Source organism: Chitinophaga filiformis (assembly GCF_900102545.1).
Lineage (GTDB): Bacteria > Bacteroidota > Bacteroidia > Chitinophagales > Chitinophagaceae > Chitinophaga > Chitinophaga filiformis.
Genome location: NZ_FNBN01000008.1, coordinates 165877 through 184041 on the forward strand (window position 1 = coordinate 165877; position 18165 = coordinate 184041).

Consider the following 18165-nt stretch of genomic DNA (forward strand, 5'->3'; position numbering starts at 1 on the left):
TCAATTACATAAGCACAGAACCACTCGATCAATCCATCTTCTGCCCGACTTTCCTGTAACCCAGGTAGAAGAATAATGGGAACACCAGCAGCGTGAGTACGGTGGCAGTGATCAAACCACCAATTACTACTATCGCCAAGGGTTTGGAAGTCTCAGAACCAATACCTTTGGATAACGCTGCTGGCAATAAGCCAATAGCCGCCATCAACGCTGTCATGACCACCGGGCGTATTCTCGTACGTACCCCGTCCCGTATTGCTATTTCAAGAGTGTGATGATTAAATTCATGCCGCTTCACCGACTGCATGTTATTCTTGAATACCGATATCAGTATCACCCCGTTTTGTATACAGATACCGAACAATGCAATGAATCCGATACCGGCAGAGATACTGAAGTTAGTCCCCGATATTAACAAGGCCGCAATACCTCCAATGATAGCAAATGGTACATTCAGCAACACCATACCGGCATCTTTCACATTGCCAAACATGACAAACAGGATCAGGAATATAATCAGGAGGCTGATAGGCACTACCTGTGTCAGACGCTTCGTAGCACGTTGCTGGTTTTCAAAGTCGCCAGCCCACTGCATTTCATAACCTTTATCCAGTTTAACCTGTTTATCAACTTTGCCCTGGGCTTCCGCAATTACGCTACCCATGTCTCGTCCCCGTATGGAAAATTTAACGGCCGTATATCTTCTGTTATCGTCCCTGAAAATGATACTAGGTCCTGTTAATGTACGAATAGTGGCAATGTTCTTAATAGGCACCCGCGCACCGCGTAGGGTAGGGACCATTAAATTACTGATTGCTTCTGCATTGTTGCGGTATTGCTCTTCATAACGTAAACGCAATTGGAATTTGCGCTCTCCTTCATAGATCTGCGTGATAGCCTTACCGCCAATCGCCATTTCAATGATAGCGTTCGCGTCCGCTGTAGTAACGCCATAAAGGGCCATTTTATTTTCGTCAAGATCAATTCTCATTTCCGGTTGACCAATATTCCTGATCACACCCAGATCTTCCACCCCTTTAATGTTCTTCATAATGTCGTATACCTGGTTCGCCTTGGCCTCTGTGTAAGTCAGACTGTCGCCGTAGATCTTCACACAAAGCGAGCCTTTTACACCCGATACGGCCTCCTCCACATTATCCATAATAGGCTGAGAGAAGTTCAGATTCACACCGGGATAAACTTCCAGCTGCTTCTGCATCTTATCAATCAGCTCTTCTTTCGTCAGGCCGCTCTTCCATTCTTTCTTAGGGTAGATATCTACGTGGAATTCAATGTTATAGAAACCTGTGGCATCTGTACCGTCATTCGGACGGCCTGTCTGCGACATCACCTGTTTCACCTCAGGGAAGGCCAGGATGATGCGGCGCATCTTGTTAGCCAATACTTTAGATTCATCCAGCGATACACTCAGCGGACAGGTAGCACGGATGTAGATCGCTCCTTCATCCAGTTCCGGCAGGAATTCACTACCCAGGAATTTGAACATGAACAGTCCAACAGCCACCAATGCCATCGAGATAATGAGTGTAATACGCTTATGACGATAGGTCCGTGAAAAGACCTTCATAATACCATTCGTAATGCCTTCTACAAAGATATTATGTTTTTCCCGGACATTTTTACGTAATAAGAGGCTGCTTAACAATGGTATCAGTGTTAAGGTCAGCAACAATGCGCCCAGCAACGCAAAACCCAGTGTCCAGGCCAGCGGAGAGAACATTTTACCTTCCACTTTCTCAAAAGAGAAGATCGGCAGCAAACCGGCAATGATGATCAGTTTAGAGAAGAAAATGGCTTTACCCAGCTCTCCACCCGTATTCTTGATCAGACCCAGTTTGGACAGCTTATTGAAGCGTTCCATCCCCAGCTGGTGCTGCTTATGATCCAGCAATACAAAGATCCCTTCCACCATCACGACGGCGCCGTCAATGATGATACCGAAGTCTATCGCCCCCATCGATAGCAGGTTGGCTGACATTCCCTTGAGTGTCAAACAGATAAAGGCAAATAACAGGGCCAGAGGTATCACAATGGCTACAATGACAGTGGTACGCCAGTCGGCCATGAACAGGAATACGATCACCGTTACAAAGATGATGCCCTCCAGCATGTTATGTAACACCGTATGTGTGGCGAATTCTATCAGGTTGTCGCGGTTGTAGAAAGTGTTGATCTTCACATCAGCAGGCAACACCTTCTCATTCAGATAACTGATCCTTTCTTCCACCCGTTTGATCACCTCACTCGGATTTTCTCCCTTACGCATCACGATAATGCCTTCCACCACATCGTTCTGCTTATCACGACCTACCTGTCCGAGACGAGGCAGTGCAGATACAGACACTGTTGCAATATCCTTTACCAGTATCGGCGTATTGTTGATGTTGTCAACAATGATATTGCCTATCTCTTCTTCATTATTCAGCAATCCGATACCACGTACCACATAAGCCTGGGAATTATCTACGATCACATCGCCACCAACATTGATATTACTTTTAGAGATGGCACTGTAAACGTCCAGCGGCGTAATATCATAAGAGGCCAGTTTCTGCGGATTGACAGTGATCTCATAAGTCTTCACCTCACCGCCAAAGCTTACCACATCACCCACACCCGGTACATTCAACAGGCGGCGCTCAATCACCCAGTCCTGTAATGTTTTCAGTTCCTTTACCGTTTTGGTCTTGCTTTCCAGGGTGTAACGGAAGATCTCTCCCGTAGGCCCTGTAGGTGGCTGTACATCTGGTTCAGCGCCATCCGGTACCTCCACATCGCGCAGCATGTTGTTGACCTGCTGACGCGCAAATGCGTCATCCACATTATCGTCAAAGATCACTTTCACTACCGACAAACCAAACACGGTGGTAGAACGCACAGAAGTCTTTTTCTGTACCGGGTTCATGGCCACCTCGATGGGAACGGTCACAAACTTCTCTACTTCCTCTGCACTTCTGCCGGGCCATTGTGTGATAATAGTGATCTGCGTATTCGTTACATCCGGGAATGCTTCAATAGGTATGTTTCTGAACGCAATGACACCCCATACAATGAGGACAATGGTCGCAAAACCTATGAATAGCCTGTTCTTCAGGGAAAAGGCTATGACTTTTTTAATTATTTTCTGCATGAGATCCTGCTTGGCTAGTTAAGGTTAAGGGCATCATAAATAAAGACCTGTGAACTGGTCACCACCTGTTCACCTTCCTGCAGACCGGAGATAAATGCCCGGTCTTCGATCCTGCGCAGCAGGTTGATTTCCCGTATTTCCAGACCTGTTGCTTTCTTTACGATCACATACTGTTTGCTGTTGTCCATCACGATTGCCTTTGCAGGAATGCTGAGGATTGCACCGGTGGGCTTGGCGCTCACCCTGATGGTTGCAAACATCTCAGGCTTCAGTTCCCCGTTGGCATTCTGCATGCTGATGCGTACCTGCATGGTACGGTTGGCAGGGTCCAGTACATTGTACACCTTGTCAATCTTGCCTGTATATTCCTTGTCAGGACTGGCCAGTGTTTTCACCGTTACTTCATCGCCCAGACGGATATTCGCAATGTCTGATTCATATACATTAGCGATGATCCATACAGTAGAAAGATCCGCAATAGTGAACAGTGCGTTGCTGTTATCCTGGCGTACTTCAGAGTTATTAGAGATGTTCTTTTCTATCACATAGCCGCTGATAGGCGCTTTCAGGGTATATGCAGCGCTGCTGGCACCGGTGATATTTGCCACCTGGCGTGCCCTGTTCAGTTCTGATTGTGCTTTCTTATATTCTATTTGCGCAGACAGGTAATCCTGTTGTGTAGCGAGGTTGCCTTCGAAGAGGGATTTCTGTGTCTCCATGTTCTTCTTCGCCATTTCAACGCTGGATTCTGCAATAGAAACATCGTTGGAGATACCGGCTACTTCAGAGCTTTGCAGCACTGCCAGCACCTGTCCCTGTTTTACATAGTCGCCCAGTTCCACCTGCACAGTTTTGATCTTACCACTTACCAGTGCATATACTTTGGATTCCTTGCTCTCATCCGGCTGGATCTTACCATTCAGTTTAATATTCTCTGATGGTTCTTCCATCTTTGCAGGGGAAGTTTCCACGTGCTTAAAGAGGCTGTCGGAGATGGCAGGATCGTCTTTTTTCACTTCCGTTTCATGTGAGCCGCAGGCAGACAGCATGCATACAAAAGCAACAGGAAGGAGATATATAATAAAAGGTTTCATGACTATTTTCTGTTATTGTTATTTATTGAACAAAGTTTTACCGATCGCGAAGTTGAGTGTCTCTATCGCCTGCATCCTGTCGTTCTGCAGCTGATTCAGCTGAAGGATATTCTCTTTATAGGAATCATAGAAGTCTGTTAACTCCAGCAGGCTGATATTCTTCTTCATGAAATTGTCTGTGATGCTTTGCAGGAGTTGCTCGAACTGTCCGCGGAAGGCAGGATCCACAGACTCCAGCATCTTGTCGGTATTCATGGCTTTTACATAGGCCGTCTGTACTTCGTTCTCTACGACCTGTGTCTGTTGCTGTACCAGTAGTTTGTTCTGGTCAACACTGAACTTTGCGGCCTTGATATTCCCCTGGTTGCGGTTGAAGAAGGGAAGGTCTATGCCCAGATTCAGGAAGGAAGCATTATTCACAAAACTTCCCCGCTTGTCAAAGCTGGCGCCGAGTGTGAGATCGGGTACTGCCATCGCTTTCTGCAGACTATAATTCTGCTGGTTGTACAGCAGGCTATTTTGTGCCAGCAGCAGGTCCTGCCTGTTGGCATAGGCGCTGTCAACCAGGCTTTGTAAGCTGGTCTGCCGTACTTCGGGAATGCCGGCGAGGGCATTGTCCTGTACCTCAGGAGCGAACCAGGAATGATTATTCTGTAGTAATAACTGTAACTCTGCTTCCAGGTCGTTTACCTGGTTCTGCATGTTGGTGCGCTCTGCGCGTAGACTGTACAACAAAGAGCGCAGGCGTACTGCATCTTTGAGTGTGACAAGCCCTTTCTGTTGCAGCTCCTTATAGGTGGCATCCATCTTCTCGAGAGTAGCGATCTGCGCTTCATATGCTTTCATGGAACTCTGGAGATAATAGGCCTGATAGAAGTCACTACGCAGGGTAAAACGGAGTGTGCGCAGGAGGTCGAAGAAAGCATTCTCCGCCATCTCCGCATTGGTACGTGCTAGCTTTACCTGTTTATTTCTTTTACCCGCCAGCGAGATCATTTGCTGTATACCAATCTCGTACTGACCGGTCTGATTGCTGATATCGAAGAATTTCTTTTGGTCAGGATTGTATAGGTTACCACTGAGGGTAAGATTAGGATTGTTGTACAACCGTGCTTGTATGATCTGTGCTTTTGCTATAGAGACATTATACTTTTCCGCCAGCAGTTGCAGGTTCCTGTCGAGGAACTGCTTTTCTGCATCGGGAAGATTGATGTGTACAGTATCCTGCGCCTTTGCTGAAATACCGGCGGCAAGAAGTAACAGACAGCAGGTAAGGATCCGGTAAATTGATGCTACATGTAAGTCCTTACTAGACATATTAGAATCGTTTATGATAAAATTTGTATTAAATAGTTTATGAGAGATCAACAATACAGGCACATAAAGGTTTATAGTCAGTCGCTGAAGACTGCCATAGGCACACGCATGCATAGATCTTTTGAAGTGATATGTGGGTACTAAGCCTTGGGTGGGGGCGTGAGAATGTCGTAGGCTACGGTGCTGATTTTCTGCACCAGCTCGCGGGGGTAAGCTACTGCCAGATCAGTGGCAGAGGGTTCTTCCCTGACTAACCTGATTTCCTGTGCATTGGGTACATAGCTGGTAATACCGTCGCCTGTGAAATAATGGGCAAGGTCATCGTCTTCGTCCTGACTGTTGACATCCGTATTACCGAGCATCACCTCGTTAATGAATTCGAAAAAAGTATTGATGTCGTTGATCTGGCGTCCGCAGGCGTCATATACGTCTTTCTCATCCGCCACCGGGATGAACATCGTCGTGTTGATGTGAATAAAGAGTAATATGTATGCAAATGTCCTGATCATAGTATTTCTGATACAAATATATATTTGAGTATGTAGATAATGTCTTGCCTTAAGGAAGTTTAAGGCCATTTTAATCGGATTTTAACTGGGGGGAAGGGGTGTTGCAGGGGGAAAGAGGAGGTTTAGGGAAAGGGTAAATCGAGCGAGCCTCTACTGAACCTCAGACGAAATCAATACCCGGGGTTTTTGTATAGCATGTATTCGGTACGACAAGTGTGCGAGTAGTTTCAATTTACGTTTAACTTACGTTCCGAACGTAAGTTAAACGTAAATTGAGGCCATTGGTACTATAGTGGTACACTATTGGTACCGGGAAGGTCTGGTTACAGGTCCACCCCAAAGGCATGTCAAAGGCATGTCAAAGGCATGTCAAAGGCATATCAAAGGCATATCAAAGGCATGGTATCGTGGCCCATTTTTGGCCACATAACGGGAACGTATCCGGATCTCATATTTCCAGTATATGACCAGCAGCAAAGTTGCATGTAACTTGCATGCAGGAATAATCGAAGCTTTGTTCAAAGCGAAACCCCCTGATTGTCTTATATCTGGTGTTTGTAGGCATCACTTTTCTACCTGGCTTGTGATATAAGCATAACATGCTGACTCACTTTTTCCGGGTTAGTTTCGCATCGCATAGAAAATCCGCGTTGCCAACGCATCCACATATAACCTGATCATTCGCTACGATCAGCTCCGTTAGGAACTACAGTGTTTGTAGCGCGGGGTGATAATCCCGGGGGAAACGCAATCATAATGCGCCCGGAATTGCATAACAAGGTCATTCATTGGAAACATTGTGTTTGTCACCCGGAATAATAACCCCGGCATCCTAACACATCCAACTCTTCAATATCCTGTTGATCTTTTCAAATTCAATAAGGAAACCGTCATGACCATAAGTAGAATCTATCTCATGATAAGTAGCCTGCGGGATGTGTTGAGAAAGGAACAGCTGTTCTTCCGGCGGACAAAGAATATCGCTCGTGATACCCACGATGAGGGCAGGCTGGGAGATGAGGGCAAGTGCCCCAGCCAGGTCGGTATTACGCCCACGAGAGATATTGTGGCTGTCCATGGCCTTGGAGAGTAACCAGTAAGACTGGGCATTGAAGCGTTTCACCAGTTTATCGCCCTGGTATTCGATATAGGAAGAAGCCCTGAAATGGTCGGTTTTCTCATTGTCAGGGTCTGACTGTGTACGTACGAAGGTCTGGTAGTTGCGGTAGGTCAGCATACCGATTGCACGGGCTGCTTTTAAGCCTTTTGCTCCTGCCGCATAGTGATCATCCTGCCAGGTAGTGTCGGCCTCTATGGCGAGTCGCTGGGCCGTATGAATGGCAATACTCCACGCGCTCTCTGAGGCGCCGGTGCAAAGCAGGCCAAGACGCTGGATAACAGTTGGCTCCAGTAGTGCCCACTCCAGGGCCTGATAACCACCCATGGACCCACCCAGCAGCAGTTTTACCTGCTGTACGCCCAGGTGCTGACGCAGCAATACGTGCGCGCTCACCATATCCCGGATCGTTATCTTAGGAAAGGAGTGGAAATAGGGCTGGCCGGTAGCCGGATTGTGGGAGAGTGGTCCGGAGCTGCCATAACAGGACCCCAGGATATTGGCACAGACAATAAAGTCTTTCTCTGGATCTATCGCCTGACCAGGCCCTATCAGTCCCTTCCACCAGTCCATCACGTCAGAGTTGGCCGTCAGGGCATGACAGATCCATACCACATTACTGCCTGTAGGGTTCAGTGTACCATAAGTATGGTATGCAACATGCAATTCCGGCAGTACGGCGCCGGATTCTAAGGTAAATGGCTGTTTATGATGAAAGTTATGTACTGTCAATGCCCCTGAAAAATTTGCGCAAAGCTAAGTTAAAAAATGCTTAATGCATAATGACCATGAGAAGGGGGTATTTGGGATTTGCCATCAGGAAAAGTATCTTTGGTAAATAATTTAGGTACAAAATGAAGATATCACTCCAGAGAATAGATGATGCGTTCAACATGGAAGCGGTCGACCAGAACGGACACAAGGTAATGATGGATTCTTCCGTGGAGAACGGAGGAAAGAACAATGGCGTAAGACCGATGCAGATGCTCCTCATGGGACTGGGCGGTTGTTCTGCCATTGACGTGGCCATGATCCTGAAGAAACAACGTCAGGAAGTGACCGATTTCCGTATAGAGATAGACGGGGAAAGAGAAAAAGGCAAGGAGCCTTCCATCTGGGAAAAGGTACACGTGATATTTCACCTCAGTGGCGATATAGATCCTGATAAAGCTGCCCGCGCTGTGGAATTGTCCATGACTAAATATTGCTCCGTTGCAGAAACCCTGCGCAGAGCAGGTGGAGACCTCACCTGGGAAACAAGGGTGAACGGGTAATCACTATAATGATAACAGGTGCCTGACAGGTATATGATGACCTGCATGGCTGATTATTCAATCAATATATCAAGGTAAACCGATGGAGAAAAACCAATACCGGCCGGAGACCAATGCGGTAAGGATACAGACAGAAAAGACCTGGCAGATGGAACACTCTACGCCGCTTTTTCTGACTTCCAGTTTCACATACGACAATGCGGAAGAAATGCGCGCCACCTTCGCGGATGAAACGGATAATAACATCTATACCCGTTTCAGTAACCCGAACGTGGATGAGTTTGTAAATAAAGTATGTGCCCTGGAAGGTGCTGAAGCCGGATATGCCACCGCCTCAGGCATGAGCGCCGTATTCGCCAGCTTTATGGCGCTGATGAACGCAGGAGATCACCTGGTGTCCGCCAGCTCTATCTTTGGGTCTACCCATACAGTGATCACTAAATTCCTCCCTAAATGGGGTATTGAATACAGCTATTTCGATATCAATAAACCGGAAACTGTTGAAGCGCTGATCAAGCCGAATACAAAGATGATCTTCGTGGAAACGCCTTCCAACCCAGGACTCGAAATCGTAGATATGAGCCTGCTGGCGGAAATCGCCAATAAGCATAATATCATCCTCAACGTAGACAACTGCTTTGCCACTCCGGTACTGCAGCGTCCTATTGCTGATGGTGCACATATCGTTACCCACTCTGCCACTAAATGGATGGATGGACAGGGACGTGTACTCGGCGGCGTTGTAGTAGGCAAAAAGGAACTGATCAAAGAGATCTACTCCTTCTGCCGCAGCACTGGTCCGGCAATGTCTCCGTTCAATGCCTGGGTATTGAGCAAAAGCCTGGAAACATTACACATCCGCATGGCACGCCATTCAGAAAGCGCCCTGGCTCTGGCCAAAGCACTGGAAGGCAATCCCCATATTACCTGGGTGAAATACCCGATGCTGGAAAGCCATCCGCAACATGCCATCGCTAAAAAGCAGATGAGTGGCGGCGGAGGTATCGTATGCTTCGAACTCAAAGGTGGTCTGCAGAGCGGTACACGCTTCCTGGATTCACTGAAGATGCTGACACTCACCGCTAACCTGGGCGACAGCAGAAGTATCGCTTCCCATCCGGCCAGCACCACCCATGCTAAACTGACCGATGCAGAACGTGCGAAAGTAGGTATCACGCCCGGCATGATCCGCATCTCTGTGGGATTGGAAAATGTACAGGACATCCTGGAAGATATCCTTCAGGCACTGGAAAACAGTAAATAACTGGTATAGAAACGGGGAAGCGCAATGAGCATTTCCCCGTTTTATAAATAAGGGGATGATTCGCGGCGATAGAGCCTGTAGGGGTCTTATTGTTTGTAGCCCCGGGTGATAACCCGGGAATGCGTAGATCGATAACCTCCGGGGAATGCGTAAACCGATAACCCAGGGAAATGCGTAAATCGACCCCACCGGATCACACGCATTGCATCCCATGAATAAATCGGCCCGCGACAAACCATACGCATTATATCCGTGGAAACATCACCCCCAAATATTATGATCCGTTAATATTTCTTACCTTCCCATATATGAAATCCGTACCTCGCTTCATCCTCATCATTGTGCTCAGCTTCCTGGGCGGTTACTTCTTTACATGGTGGACCGTGGCTATCGCCGCATTCCTGGTAGCTGTACTGATACCACTACCTCCATTGCGTTCTTTCCTGAATGGTTTCATCGCCGTATTCCTGTTATGGCTGGCATTGGCCTTCTTCAAGGATATTCAGAACGATCATATCCTGGCAAACAGGATGAGTGAACTGATAATCAAAGTAAGAAACCCGATCCTGATCGGTGTAGTCAGCGCATTTATTGGTGGCCTCGTAGCTGGCCTGGGAGGATTGACCGGTAGCTATCTGCGCTATAAGAAAAAGGCAACAGCATGAGGAGACCGAAAGCCTTACTAGTCTTTATTTTCTTTTTCATTTCCTATCACACCCAGGCGGGTATTATACGTGGTAAAGTGACCAATGATAAAAAGGAAGCACTGCCTTTTGCTTCCGTATTCATTAAGGGAACGACCAATGGTACCACTACTAATTCCGCCGGACAGTTTCATCTCGATGTGCCGTCAGGGACTTACACCTTAGTGTGCCAATACATGGGATATAAGAAGGAAGAAAAGCAGGTAACGGTGACTGCGGCTGACCAGGAGATCAATTTTATCCTTGTTCCGCTCAGTCTTCAGATCAGAGAAGTGGTGGTAAAATCGGGTGGAGAAGACCCCGCATATGCTATTATCCGTCAGGCTATTAAGAAACGATCTTTCTACCTGGATCAGGTAAAGGAATATACCTGTAACGACTATATCAAAGGCATCTTTAAGATGCGGGATATGCCCAATAGCTTCCTCGGAAAAAAGATAGACAAGGACGATATAGATGACATGGGACTCGATTCCAACAAACGGGGCGTTTTATTCCTGTCGGAATCAGTGACAAAGGTAGCGGTTAAAAGACCGGACGATGTAAAAATAGAAGTATTGTCAGCTCGCCAGAGTGGTGGTGGTTTTGGATTCAGTTTCCCGGCATTCATCGACTTCTATGAGAATAATGTGACGGCTATGATCTCCCAGTTCAATAAACGGGGCTTTATATCACCCATAGCTGAAAATGCGCTGTTCTATTATAAATACAGGCTGGAAGGTGTTTTCCAGGACGACGGCAAAACTGTGAATAAGATCAAAGTAATCCCCCGCCGGAAATATGAACCCTTGTTCTCCGGTTATATTTTTATCACGGATGATGACTGGCGCATTCATAGTCTCGATATGATGGTGACACAGGAATACCAGCTGGAGATCATGGATACATTGCATATCACGCAGATACACGTACCCGTGAACGCTGATGTGTGGCGTACAAAAGATCAGGTCATCAACATAACGATCAAACAATTTGGCTTCGATGTGGTGGGCAGCTTTGTGAATGTGTATTCCAACTACAACGTGACACCCAATTTCCAAAAGAAATATTTCGATCGGACAATCATGCGGTATGACACCGCTTTTGACAGGAAACAGCTGGCCTATTGGGATAGCGTGCGTCCAGTGCCACTGGAGCCGGAAGAAGTGTCAGATTTTCACAAGAAAGACAGCATTGCCCGCGACCGGAAAGATAGTGCGCAATCTGCCTGGCGACTGGACACATTACGCGCCAGACAGAAACCCATTAATCCGCTGAAGCTCCTTTACAGCATGGGAGGAGTAGAACATAAATATTACTTTAAACGGGACACCGGTATTTATTATCACACGCTGGAGATCAAGTCCTTACTGACACAGCTTGAATATAATACTGTGGAAGGAATATCCATTAACCTGGAGCCGCAGCTGACACTCGATCTGCCCAAAAAGCAGGAGCTGAGGATCATTCCCCGTGTAAGATATGGCTTTAGTAATACGCATCTGAATGCGTATACCTACCTTGCATGGGAGAAGGATGCAAAACTGGCAGGACGCTATGGACAGAACACCTGGACGGTAGGAGGAGGGAAACGCATCTCCCAGTTTAACCGCGACAATCCCATAGCACCGATCGCTAACATCTTTTATACCCTGTTGTTCAAGGACAATTATATGAAGCTGTATGAGAACTGGTTTGGCGAACTACGCTTCAGGCGCAGGTTTGAAAGCAGTGCTACTATTACAGCGGGTATTTCCTACGAAGACAGGATCCCGGTAGAGAATACCACGGATTATAGTTTCCGGAAAGACAGCAGCAAACATTTCCTGCCTAATCATCCTTACGAACTGGCAGCCATTCCTTTTAACAGGAATCAGGCGCTGGTACTGAACCTGTCGTTTTCTTTCCAACCCGGACAACGGTTTATTGAACTGCCGGACAGGAAGGTGGCTATCGGTTCAAAATACCCGGTGTTCAGGGTAGGGTATAGCAAGGGAATTCCTGACATTGCGGGTAGTGACGCTAATTTCGACAAATGGAACTTTGAAATACGGGACAACGTCAATCTGAAACTCTTCGGGGAATTTCAGTACCGTTTTGGGGCGGGTGGATTCCTCAATAGTCAACATGTGGACATACCCGATTTCCAGCATTTTAACGGTAACCAGACTTTTTATAACATCAAATACCTGAATAGCTTTCAGCTGGCGCCTTATTACCGGTACAGTAATACGGCCTCCCTGTATGGAACAGCGAATGTCGAACATCATTTTAACGGATTGCTTACCAATAAGATACCCTTGTTCAACCGCCTGAAATGGAACCTGGTGGCAGGATCAAATGCCTTTTACGTGAACCGGGATAACAATTATGTGGAAGTTTTCGCGGGACTGGAAAATATTCTGAAAGTCATCCGCGTTGATGTAATTGCAGGATATCAGAGTAAAGACGATACCCGGATCGGTGTAAGAGTTGGTTTCGGGGGATTGTTTGGAGGCCTGGTAAGACCACAACAGGATGAATAGGTGGAATAAAAAAAGGGAAAGCCACTCTGACTTTCCCCTGCTTGCCTAAAATCTTTCTTTCCTGGCTTTATAACTTTCTTTGGGATTACGGTCGTAGAAGTAAGCCAGTAAGCGGTAAATCCATAAAGCCACCACAAAATAAAAGATGTAGAGAAAAACTGTACTCATAATTCACATTTTTGGGTTAATCTGATTTGCTTGTCCGTGTACCTTTATGTCAAAAAGGATGCCAAGCCTTACTATTATTTTATATACGATAATAATCAAATAGTTATAAAGGATGGGATATGTTAAAGGTCGTCTAAACATTTTCCCCGTGTTACACGTTGTAGTAATAGTAAACACATTTTAAGCCAGTTTACACCTGTGTATCGTATTCGTAACGTTTTCATGTGAATCTACTAAACCAGCTATCCCCTCATGAAAAGAATTGCATTGATCGCCTTTATTCTTGGTATTTTAATGGCAACCCTGGCCTATGTAGCAGAAGTGAATGACTGGAATGGTCTGCCTGAATATCTTACCGTTGGGTTTGCCGGATATGTGCTGATAATCAGCGCTACTGCCTATTATCTGACAACGATCCTGTACGAGTGGTCCAGGGAGACCGAGACCTGGCAGGGAGAACTCTGAGAAATTTATTACCTTTGCGGCGCCGAGCCAGTTTTAGAAGTTTGGACAGACTTTTAGACAATACTTTTAAAAGTAGTCTTTGAAATTCGATGCTGGTAAGGCGATAACTGAAATTTTGCTCACAAGGCAAGTGTTCTTAAAATTTCTTTACGCAAAATGGCTTTACACAACAGAGTATCTGCCGCCGAACTGAAAGTACGGCTGGCTGCTGAGACATTCAGGCGCGTTACTGTCTCTTTCTACCAGTACGCAAAGATCGAAGATCCCAACGCTTTCCGTGACGACCTATACCAGCGGCTCTTTGCCCTGGGCGTATTTGGCCGCATCTATGTAGCTCACGAAGGTATCAACGCACAGATCAGCATTCCCGAACACAATTACGAGGCTTTCAAAGATGCCCTCTATTCTTATTCCTTCCTGAACGGTATCCGTTTGAATATCGCTGTGGATGATGATGGCAAATCCTTCTGGGTGCTGAAGATTAAGGTCCGCGATAAGATCGTTGCAGATGGTATCGAAGATCCTTCCTTCGACATGTCTGTAAAAGGTAAGTACCTGGACGCCAAAAGCTTCAATGAGCTGACTAACGATCCTGATACAATCGTAGTGGACATGCGTAATCACTATGAATATGAAGTCGGACATTTTGAAAACGCGATAGAAGTTCCTTCCGATACCTTCCGCGAACAGCTGCCCATGGCGGTCGACATGCTGAAAGATCAGAAAGATAAGAACATCGTAATGTACTGTACCGGTGGTATCCGTTGTGAGAAAGCATCCGCATATATGCTGCACAATGGCTTCCAGAATGTATACCACCTGGAAGGCGGCATCATTGAATATACCAATAAGGCAAAGGCGCAGGGCCTTCCCCTGAAGTTTAAAGGCAAGAACTTTGTATTTGACGACCGCCTGGGAGAACGTATCACCGACGAAGTGATTGCCCAGTGCCATCAGTGTGGTAAACCCTGTGATACCCATACCAACTGTAAGAACGACGGATGTCACCTGCTGTTCATCCAGTGCGATGAATGTGCCGCTAAATATGCAGGTACCTGTAGTGACGAGTGTCACACCGTGGTGCAGATGTCTCCAGAAGAACAGGAACAGATGAGGAAAGGCGTAGATAAGGGTACGATGTTCTTCAACAAATCCAAACAAAGATTAAGACCCAGATTAGGGGAAAATAAAACAAAGGATTAAGCCTGAATTTCCGTGAGAAAATCGCAGCATTAGACCCCGTTAGGGGTCTCAGTGTTTGTAGCGCGGGGTGATAACCCTACCGTGTACCCACATGTATTTTACCCATAATATGTAGTCTTCAAAACGTTTAAAAAGTATTTTTTTCATACTGGTTTCATATCAAAATTGTTGCATTTGGGACATACATGTTATTGACCAAATACATGTGGGTACACGGTAGGGTGATAACCCCGGGGATGATATAATGGATTCATTCGCCGCGATCGGCTCCGTAGGTGCCGTGTGTTTGTAGCGCGGGGTGATAACCCCGGGTAGACATAAAAAAACCGCCCCGCGTTGTTTCTTCTGCGGCGGGGCGGAGTAATTGAGCATGTAGAACAGTTCAAACAAATGATAACACCTGTAAGAGCTGCATTAGCATGTCCATTCTATCAACCTATATGCGAACTAAAACCCTATTGATCAGCGTTTAATTATCACTCAGCGCTTCGTATATCTGTTGCTGATGTGCAGATATTACGTTTTCTCCCGCAGTCAATCCTCTGAGTATATAGATAATATCACCGGTAGTGGTATACGTTTGCACCTCTCTTACCTGGATATTATACTTGTCTTTGAACACCAGCACAAAATTCTTACTGTGATCTGCTATTACTGCCGTTTCCGGAATGGCGATCATATCATCACCCTGGTTGCAATGAACGATCACTGCTGCTTTCATCTCAGGTTTGAGCAATGCCTCAGGGATGGTGAGCAGTATATCAATTCTCCCTGCTGATGAATCTTTTGCCGGATAGACCGTCTCCACTTTTCCATAAAACACTTTCTCGGGAAGGCTTGCCGTGATGATCTCTGCCTCATTACCTTCTTTCACATTCTTCAGATCGGCCTTTGCTACATCTATCAGTACATCTGTCTTGCGGGCAGTCTTATTGTTCCGGAGTATTTTTCCCGGCAGCTGCAGCTCCTTTTGTACGGGCTTGAGACTGGCGGTATCTATTCTGATCGTTTTCAACATTGTATCACTCAGCACAAACGTCTTCTTCTGGACACCTCCGTCGATCTCCGGATGCTTACATGCTGTCAGGCATAGGCTGGCAACAAATAAGACGAGGATGAAGGAGATGCATTTCATGACGTATTTCAGAATTAGTGCAAAGCTCTGCAATCCTACTTAAAGAGGGCTTTAAGGACAATTAAAAAGAGATTAAAATGTAGGGGAATGAATAAGTTATTGATGCTGGTGCGGCAGGGTTACAGTAAAAGTGGTGCCTTGTCCCTGTATGGATGAAACCACGATCTGGCCTTTGTGCAGCTGGACGATCCTTTTGCAAATGGATAGTCCGAGGCCATGGCCGCGTACCTGGTGTGAATTGGAGCCCCGGTAAAAGGGTTCGAAGATCTTCTCCAGATCTTCCGGAGCGATACCTATACCGTTATCTTTTACCTGTACCTGTATATTTTTAGGCGTAAAGTCGATGGTGACGAAGGTGGTATTGTCTGCCGAGAACTTCAGGGCATTATCCAGCAGGTTCAGGAAGAGTACCTTCAGGAGGCTTTCATTCCCCTCGCAGATCAGCTCTGTATCCAGTTCAGGTACTTTCAGGAAGCTGATGTCAACCCGGGCAGATTTTTGCGCTTCAGCACCGGGACTGGCCGGTGCACGCTTCAGTTTGATCAGGTTGCTCATGTCCAGCAGCAGCTCATCTATCCTGACCTCTGTAAAGACGAACTGTTGTTCATCCAAACCTGATTGTGCCAGTTGTAAGAGTCCGTTGCTGAGGTCTGACAGGTGCTGTGCATCTTCCAGTACCGATGTCAGGATATCCTGGTACACTTCGGCGCTTCTTTCCTTTGATAAGGCCACCTGTAACTGGCTGATAATGGAGGCCAGCGGTGTTCTCAGTTCATGCGAGGCATTGCTCACAAAACTCTTCTGCAGGTCAAAAGCATTGCTCAGGCGCTTCAGCATGGTATTGAAGTTGGCTCCCAGCTGGGATATTTCATCCCTTCCCTTAGCGGTTACCGTCATACCCTGGAGGTTGCTGGCGTTGATGGTGCGTACCTGTCGTACCAGGTTGTCAATGGGTCTGACCATTCCCCCTGCAAAGACATAGCCGATCACTACCAGCAGGATGACGGCTACAATGATCTCAATAATGAGGATCTGCCGGAGGTTCTGTAGGTTCTGATGACCGTATTTGTCAAAGGAGGTGACCAGTACGATCACAGAGACTTTGCCTTCCGTATAGTATACGCCTACCAGCTCACCGTTATCACGCTCATGACTATACTCGCCGTTCTTTTTAATATAGTCGAGCAGGTGACGGGAGGTGCGGATAGCAGTATCTTTTATATTGGAATAAAGGAGGTCGTAAGCAGGGTCGTAAACGAGAATGGTTTCCTTGTATAAGTCCTGAAACGTAGTTTTATCCAGCTTCCGCAGGAGGTCTACCTTTACATGGTCATCTTCAATGATGACGTTGGCAATGGAACGGGCACGGTATTCCAGGCGTTCCAGGTATTCCGCTTTACGTGACTGTGCAGAGAAATAATAAGCCAGGATGGCGAAGGTATTCAGCAATACAAATGCTGAAATAGAGTAGGAGAGCGCTATTTTATATTTGATTTTCACTCTTCGGCAAGGTAATATCCCATTCCTGTTTTTGTGTGGAGCAGCTTATTGTCAAAGTCTTTGTCGATCTTCTTCCGCAGGAAGTTCATGTATACTTCTATCACGTTGGTACCGGTATCAAAGTCGATATCCCATACCTTTTCTGCGATGACCAGTTTGGAGATCACTTTGCCTTTGTGCAGGGCGAGGAATTCCAGGAGCTGGTATTCCTTGGCTGTCAGGGCGATCTTTTTACCGGCTCTGGTCACTTCCTTCTTCTCGCGATCTATTTCCAGGTCGCCGATCACGATTTTATACTGGGTATTTTCCTGTACTTCAGAACCGGCTCTTTTCAGGAACACCCTGATACGGGCCATCAGTTCCCGGAAGTCGAATGGTTTTACCAGGTAATCATCTGCTCCCAGCTCAAAGGCCTGCATTTTATCGTCCATGCCGCCCAGGGCAGTGAGCATGATGATTGGGATGGCGTTATTTTTCCGGCGGATCACTTCACATACTTCGTAGCCGTTGGCGTGGGGCAGGTTGAGGTCCAGGATCACCAGGTCGTAGTTATTGCTGGCGCCCAGGCTTTTGCCCATTCTGCCATCATAGGCAACATCGACTTCAAAGCCGTTTTCCTCTAATCCCTTTTTGACGGTATTAGCTACTTTGATTTCGTCTTCTACTACGAGTATGCGTTGCATATGTTATCCTGGTTAGTTCGCTTATTGAAGGTACGAGTTATGCCTGTATATTGTATTGTTCTATTTCGGGCGGTTGT

At 46.5% G+C, this 18165-nt stretch carries 15 protein-coding genes; 6 read left to right on the plus strand and 9 right to left on the minus strand.

What is annotated here, in order from left to right; translation table 11 throughout:
* Nucleotides 1–28: 28 nt before the first annotated feature.
* The 5 genes from BLR32_RS26490 to metX form a co-directional block, all read right to left on the minus strand.
* Entirely contained in the window at nucleotides 29–3151 is a 3123-nt protein-coding gene (locus tag BLR32_RS26490) for an efflux RND transporter permease subunit (RefSeq protein ID WP_089836331.1), read from the minus strand.
* 14 nt (nucleotides 3152–3165) lie between these two features.
* Entirely contained in the window at nucleotides 3166–4245 is a 1080-nt protein-coding gene (locus tag BLR32_RS26495; RefSeq protein ID WP_089836333.1) for an efflux RND transporter periplasmic adaptor subunit, read from the minus strand.
* A gap of 18 nt (nucleotides 4246–4263) precedes the next feature.
* Entirely contained in the window at nucleotides 4264–5562 is a 1299-nt protein-coding gene (locus BLR32_RS26500) for a TolC family protein (RefSeq protein ID WP_089836335.1), read from the minus strand.
* 140 nt (nucleotides 5563–5702) lie between these two features.
* A complete protein-coding gene (locus tag BLR32_RS26505; RefSeq protein WP_143011600.1) occupies nucleotides 5703–6071 on the minus strand; it encodes a hypothetical protein in 369 nt (122 codons plus the stop codon).
* A gap of 832 nt (nucleotides 6072–6903) precedes the next feature.
* Nucleotides 6904–7920 carry a homoserine O-acetyltransferase MetX gene (metX, locus tag BLR32_RS26510; protein ID WP_089836338.1) on the minus strand — a complete coding sequence of 339 codons (1017 nt, stop codon included), beginning with the start codon at nucleotides 7918–7920 and terminating at the stop codon, nucleotides 6904–6906.
* Between the two features lie 122 nt (nucleotides 7921–8042).
* Here metX and BLR32_RS26515 point away from each other — a divergent pair, with 122 nt between their 5' ends.
* The 4 genes from BLR32_RS26515 (at nucleotide 8043) to BLR32_RS26530 (ending at nucleotide 12934) form a co-directional block, all read left to right on the plus strand.
* Complete coding sequence (locus BLR32_RS26515) at nucleotides 8043–8462, plus strand: OsmC family protein (protein WP_089836340.1); 420 nt, start codon at nucleotides 8043–8045, stop codon at nucleotides 8460–8462.
* Nucleotides 8463–8544: 82 nt separating this feature from the next.
* The gene (locus tag BLR32_RS26520; protein WP_089836342.1) at nucleotides 8545–9726 is read left to right on the plus strand and encodes a trans-sulfuration enzyme family protein; all 1182 of its coding nucleotides are present in this window, start codon (nucleotides 8545–8547) and stop codon (nucleotides 9724–9726) included.
* Nucleotides 9727–10034: 308 nt separating this feature from the next.
* Entirely contained in the window at nucleotides 10035–10391 is a 357-nt protein-coding gene (locus BLR32_RS26525; RefSeq protein WP_089836345.1) for a hypothetical protein, read from the plus strand.
* Nucleotides 10388–12934, plus strand: coding sequence for a DUF5686 and carboxypeptidase regulatory-like domain-containing protein (locus BLR32_RS26530; protein WP_089836347.1), 2547 nt, complete (start codon nucleotides 10388–10390; stop codon nucleotides 12932–12934). The genes BLR32_RS26525 and BLR32_RS26530 overlap by 4 nt, the downstream gene beginning before the upstream one ends.
* Before the next feature lie 45 nt (nucleotides 12935–12979).
* On the opposite strand, the gene BLR32_RS34525 is transcribed toward BLR32_RS26530, so the two are convergent.
* Nucleotides 12980–13102 carry a hypothetical protein gene (locus tag BLR32_RS34525; RefSeq protein WP_262487445.1) on the minus strand — a complete coding sequence of 41 codons (123 nt, stop codon included), beginning with the start codon at nucleotides 13100–13102 and terminating at the stop codon, nucleotides 12980–12982.
* Between the two features lie 252 nt (nucleotides 13103–13354).
* Here BLR32_RS34525 and BLR32_RS33860 point away from each other — a divergent pair, with 252 nt between their 5' ends.
* Together BLR32_RS33860 and trhO are read left to right on the plus strand one after the other, a co-directional pair.
* On the plus strand, nucleotides 13355–13567 hold the full coding sequence (locus BLR32_RS33860; protein WP_143011601.1) for a hypothetical protein: 213 nt from the start codon (nucleotides 13355–13357) through the stop codon (nucleotides 13565–13567).
* Nucleotides 13568–13723: 156 nt separating this feature from the next.
* A complete protein-coding gene (gene trhO, locus BLR32_RS26535) occupies nucleotides 13724–14770 on the plus strand; it encodes an oxygen-dependent tRNA uridine(34) hydroxylase TrhO (protein WP_089836349.1) in 1047 nt (348 codons plus the stop codon).
* A 469-nt stretch (nucleotides 14771–15239) separates the two neighbouring features.
* Here trhO and BLR32_RS26540 read toward each other — a convergent pair whose 3' ends face one another.
* The 3 genes from BLR32_RS26540 to BLR32_RS26550 all read right to left on the minus strand — a co-directional run bounded on the left by BLR32_RS26540 (nucleotide 15240) and on the right by BLR32_RS26550 (nucleotide 18088).
* Nucleotides 15240–15905 (minus strand): efflux RND transporter periplasmic adaptor subunit, encoded by a 666-nt coding sequence (locus BLR32_RS26540; protein WP_089836350.1) that lies wholly within the window; start codon nucleotides 15903–15905, stop codon nucleotides 15240–15242.
* 96 nt (nucleotides 15906–16001) lie between these two features.
* The gene (locus BLR32_RS26545; protein WP_089836352.1) at nucleotides 16002–17405 is read right to left on the minus strand and encodes a sensor histidine kinase; all 1404 of its coding nucleotides are present in this window, start codon (nucleotides 17403–17405) and stop codon (nucleotides 16002–16004) included.
* Nucleotides 17402–18088, minus strand: coding sequence for a response regulator transcription factor (locus BLR32_RS26550; protein WP_089836354.1), 687 nt, complete (start codon nucleotides 18086–18088; stop codon nucleotides 17402–17404). The genes BLR32_RS26545 and BLR32_RS26550 overlap by 4 nt, the downstream gene beginning before the upstream one ends.
* Between the last annotated feature and the right edge of the window lie 77 nt (nucleotides 18089–18165).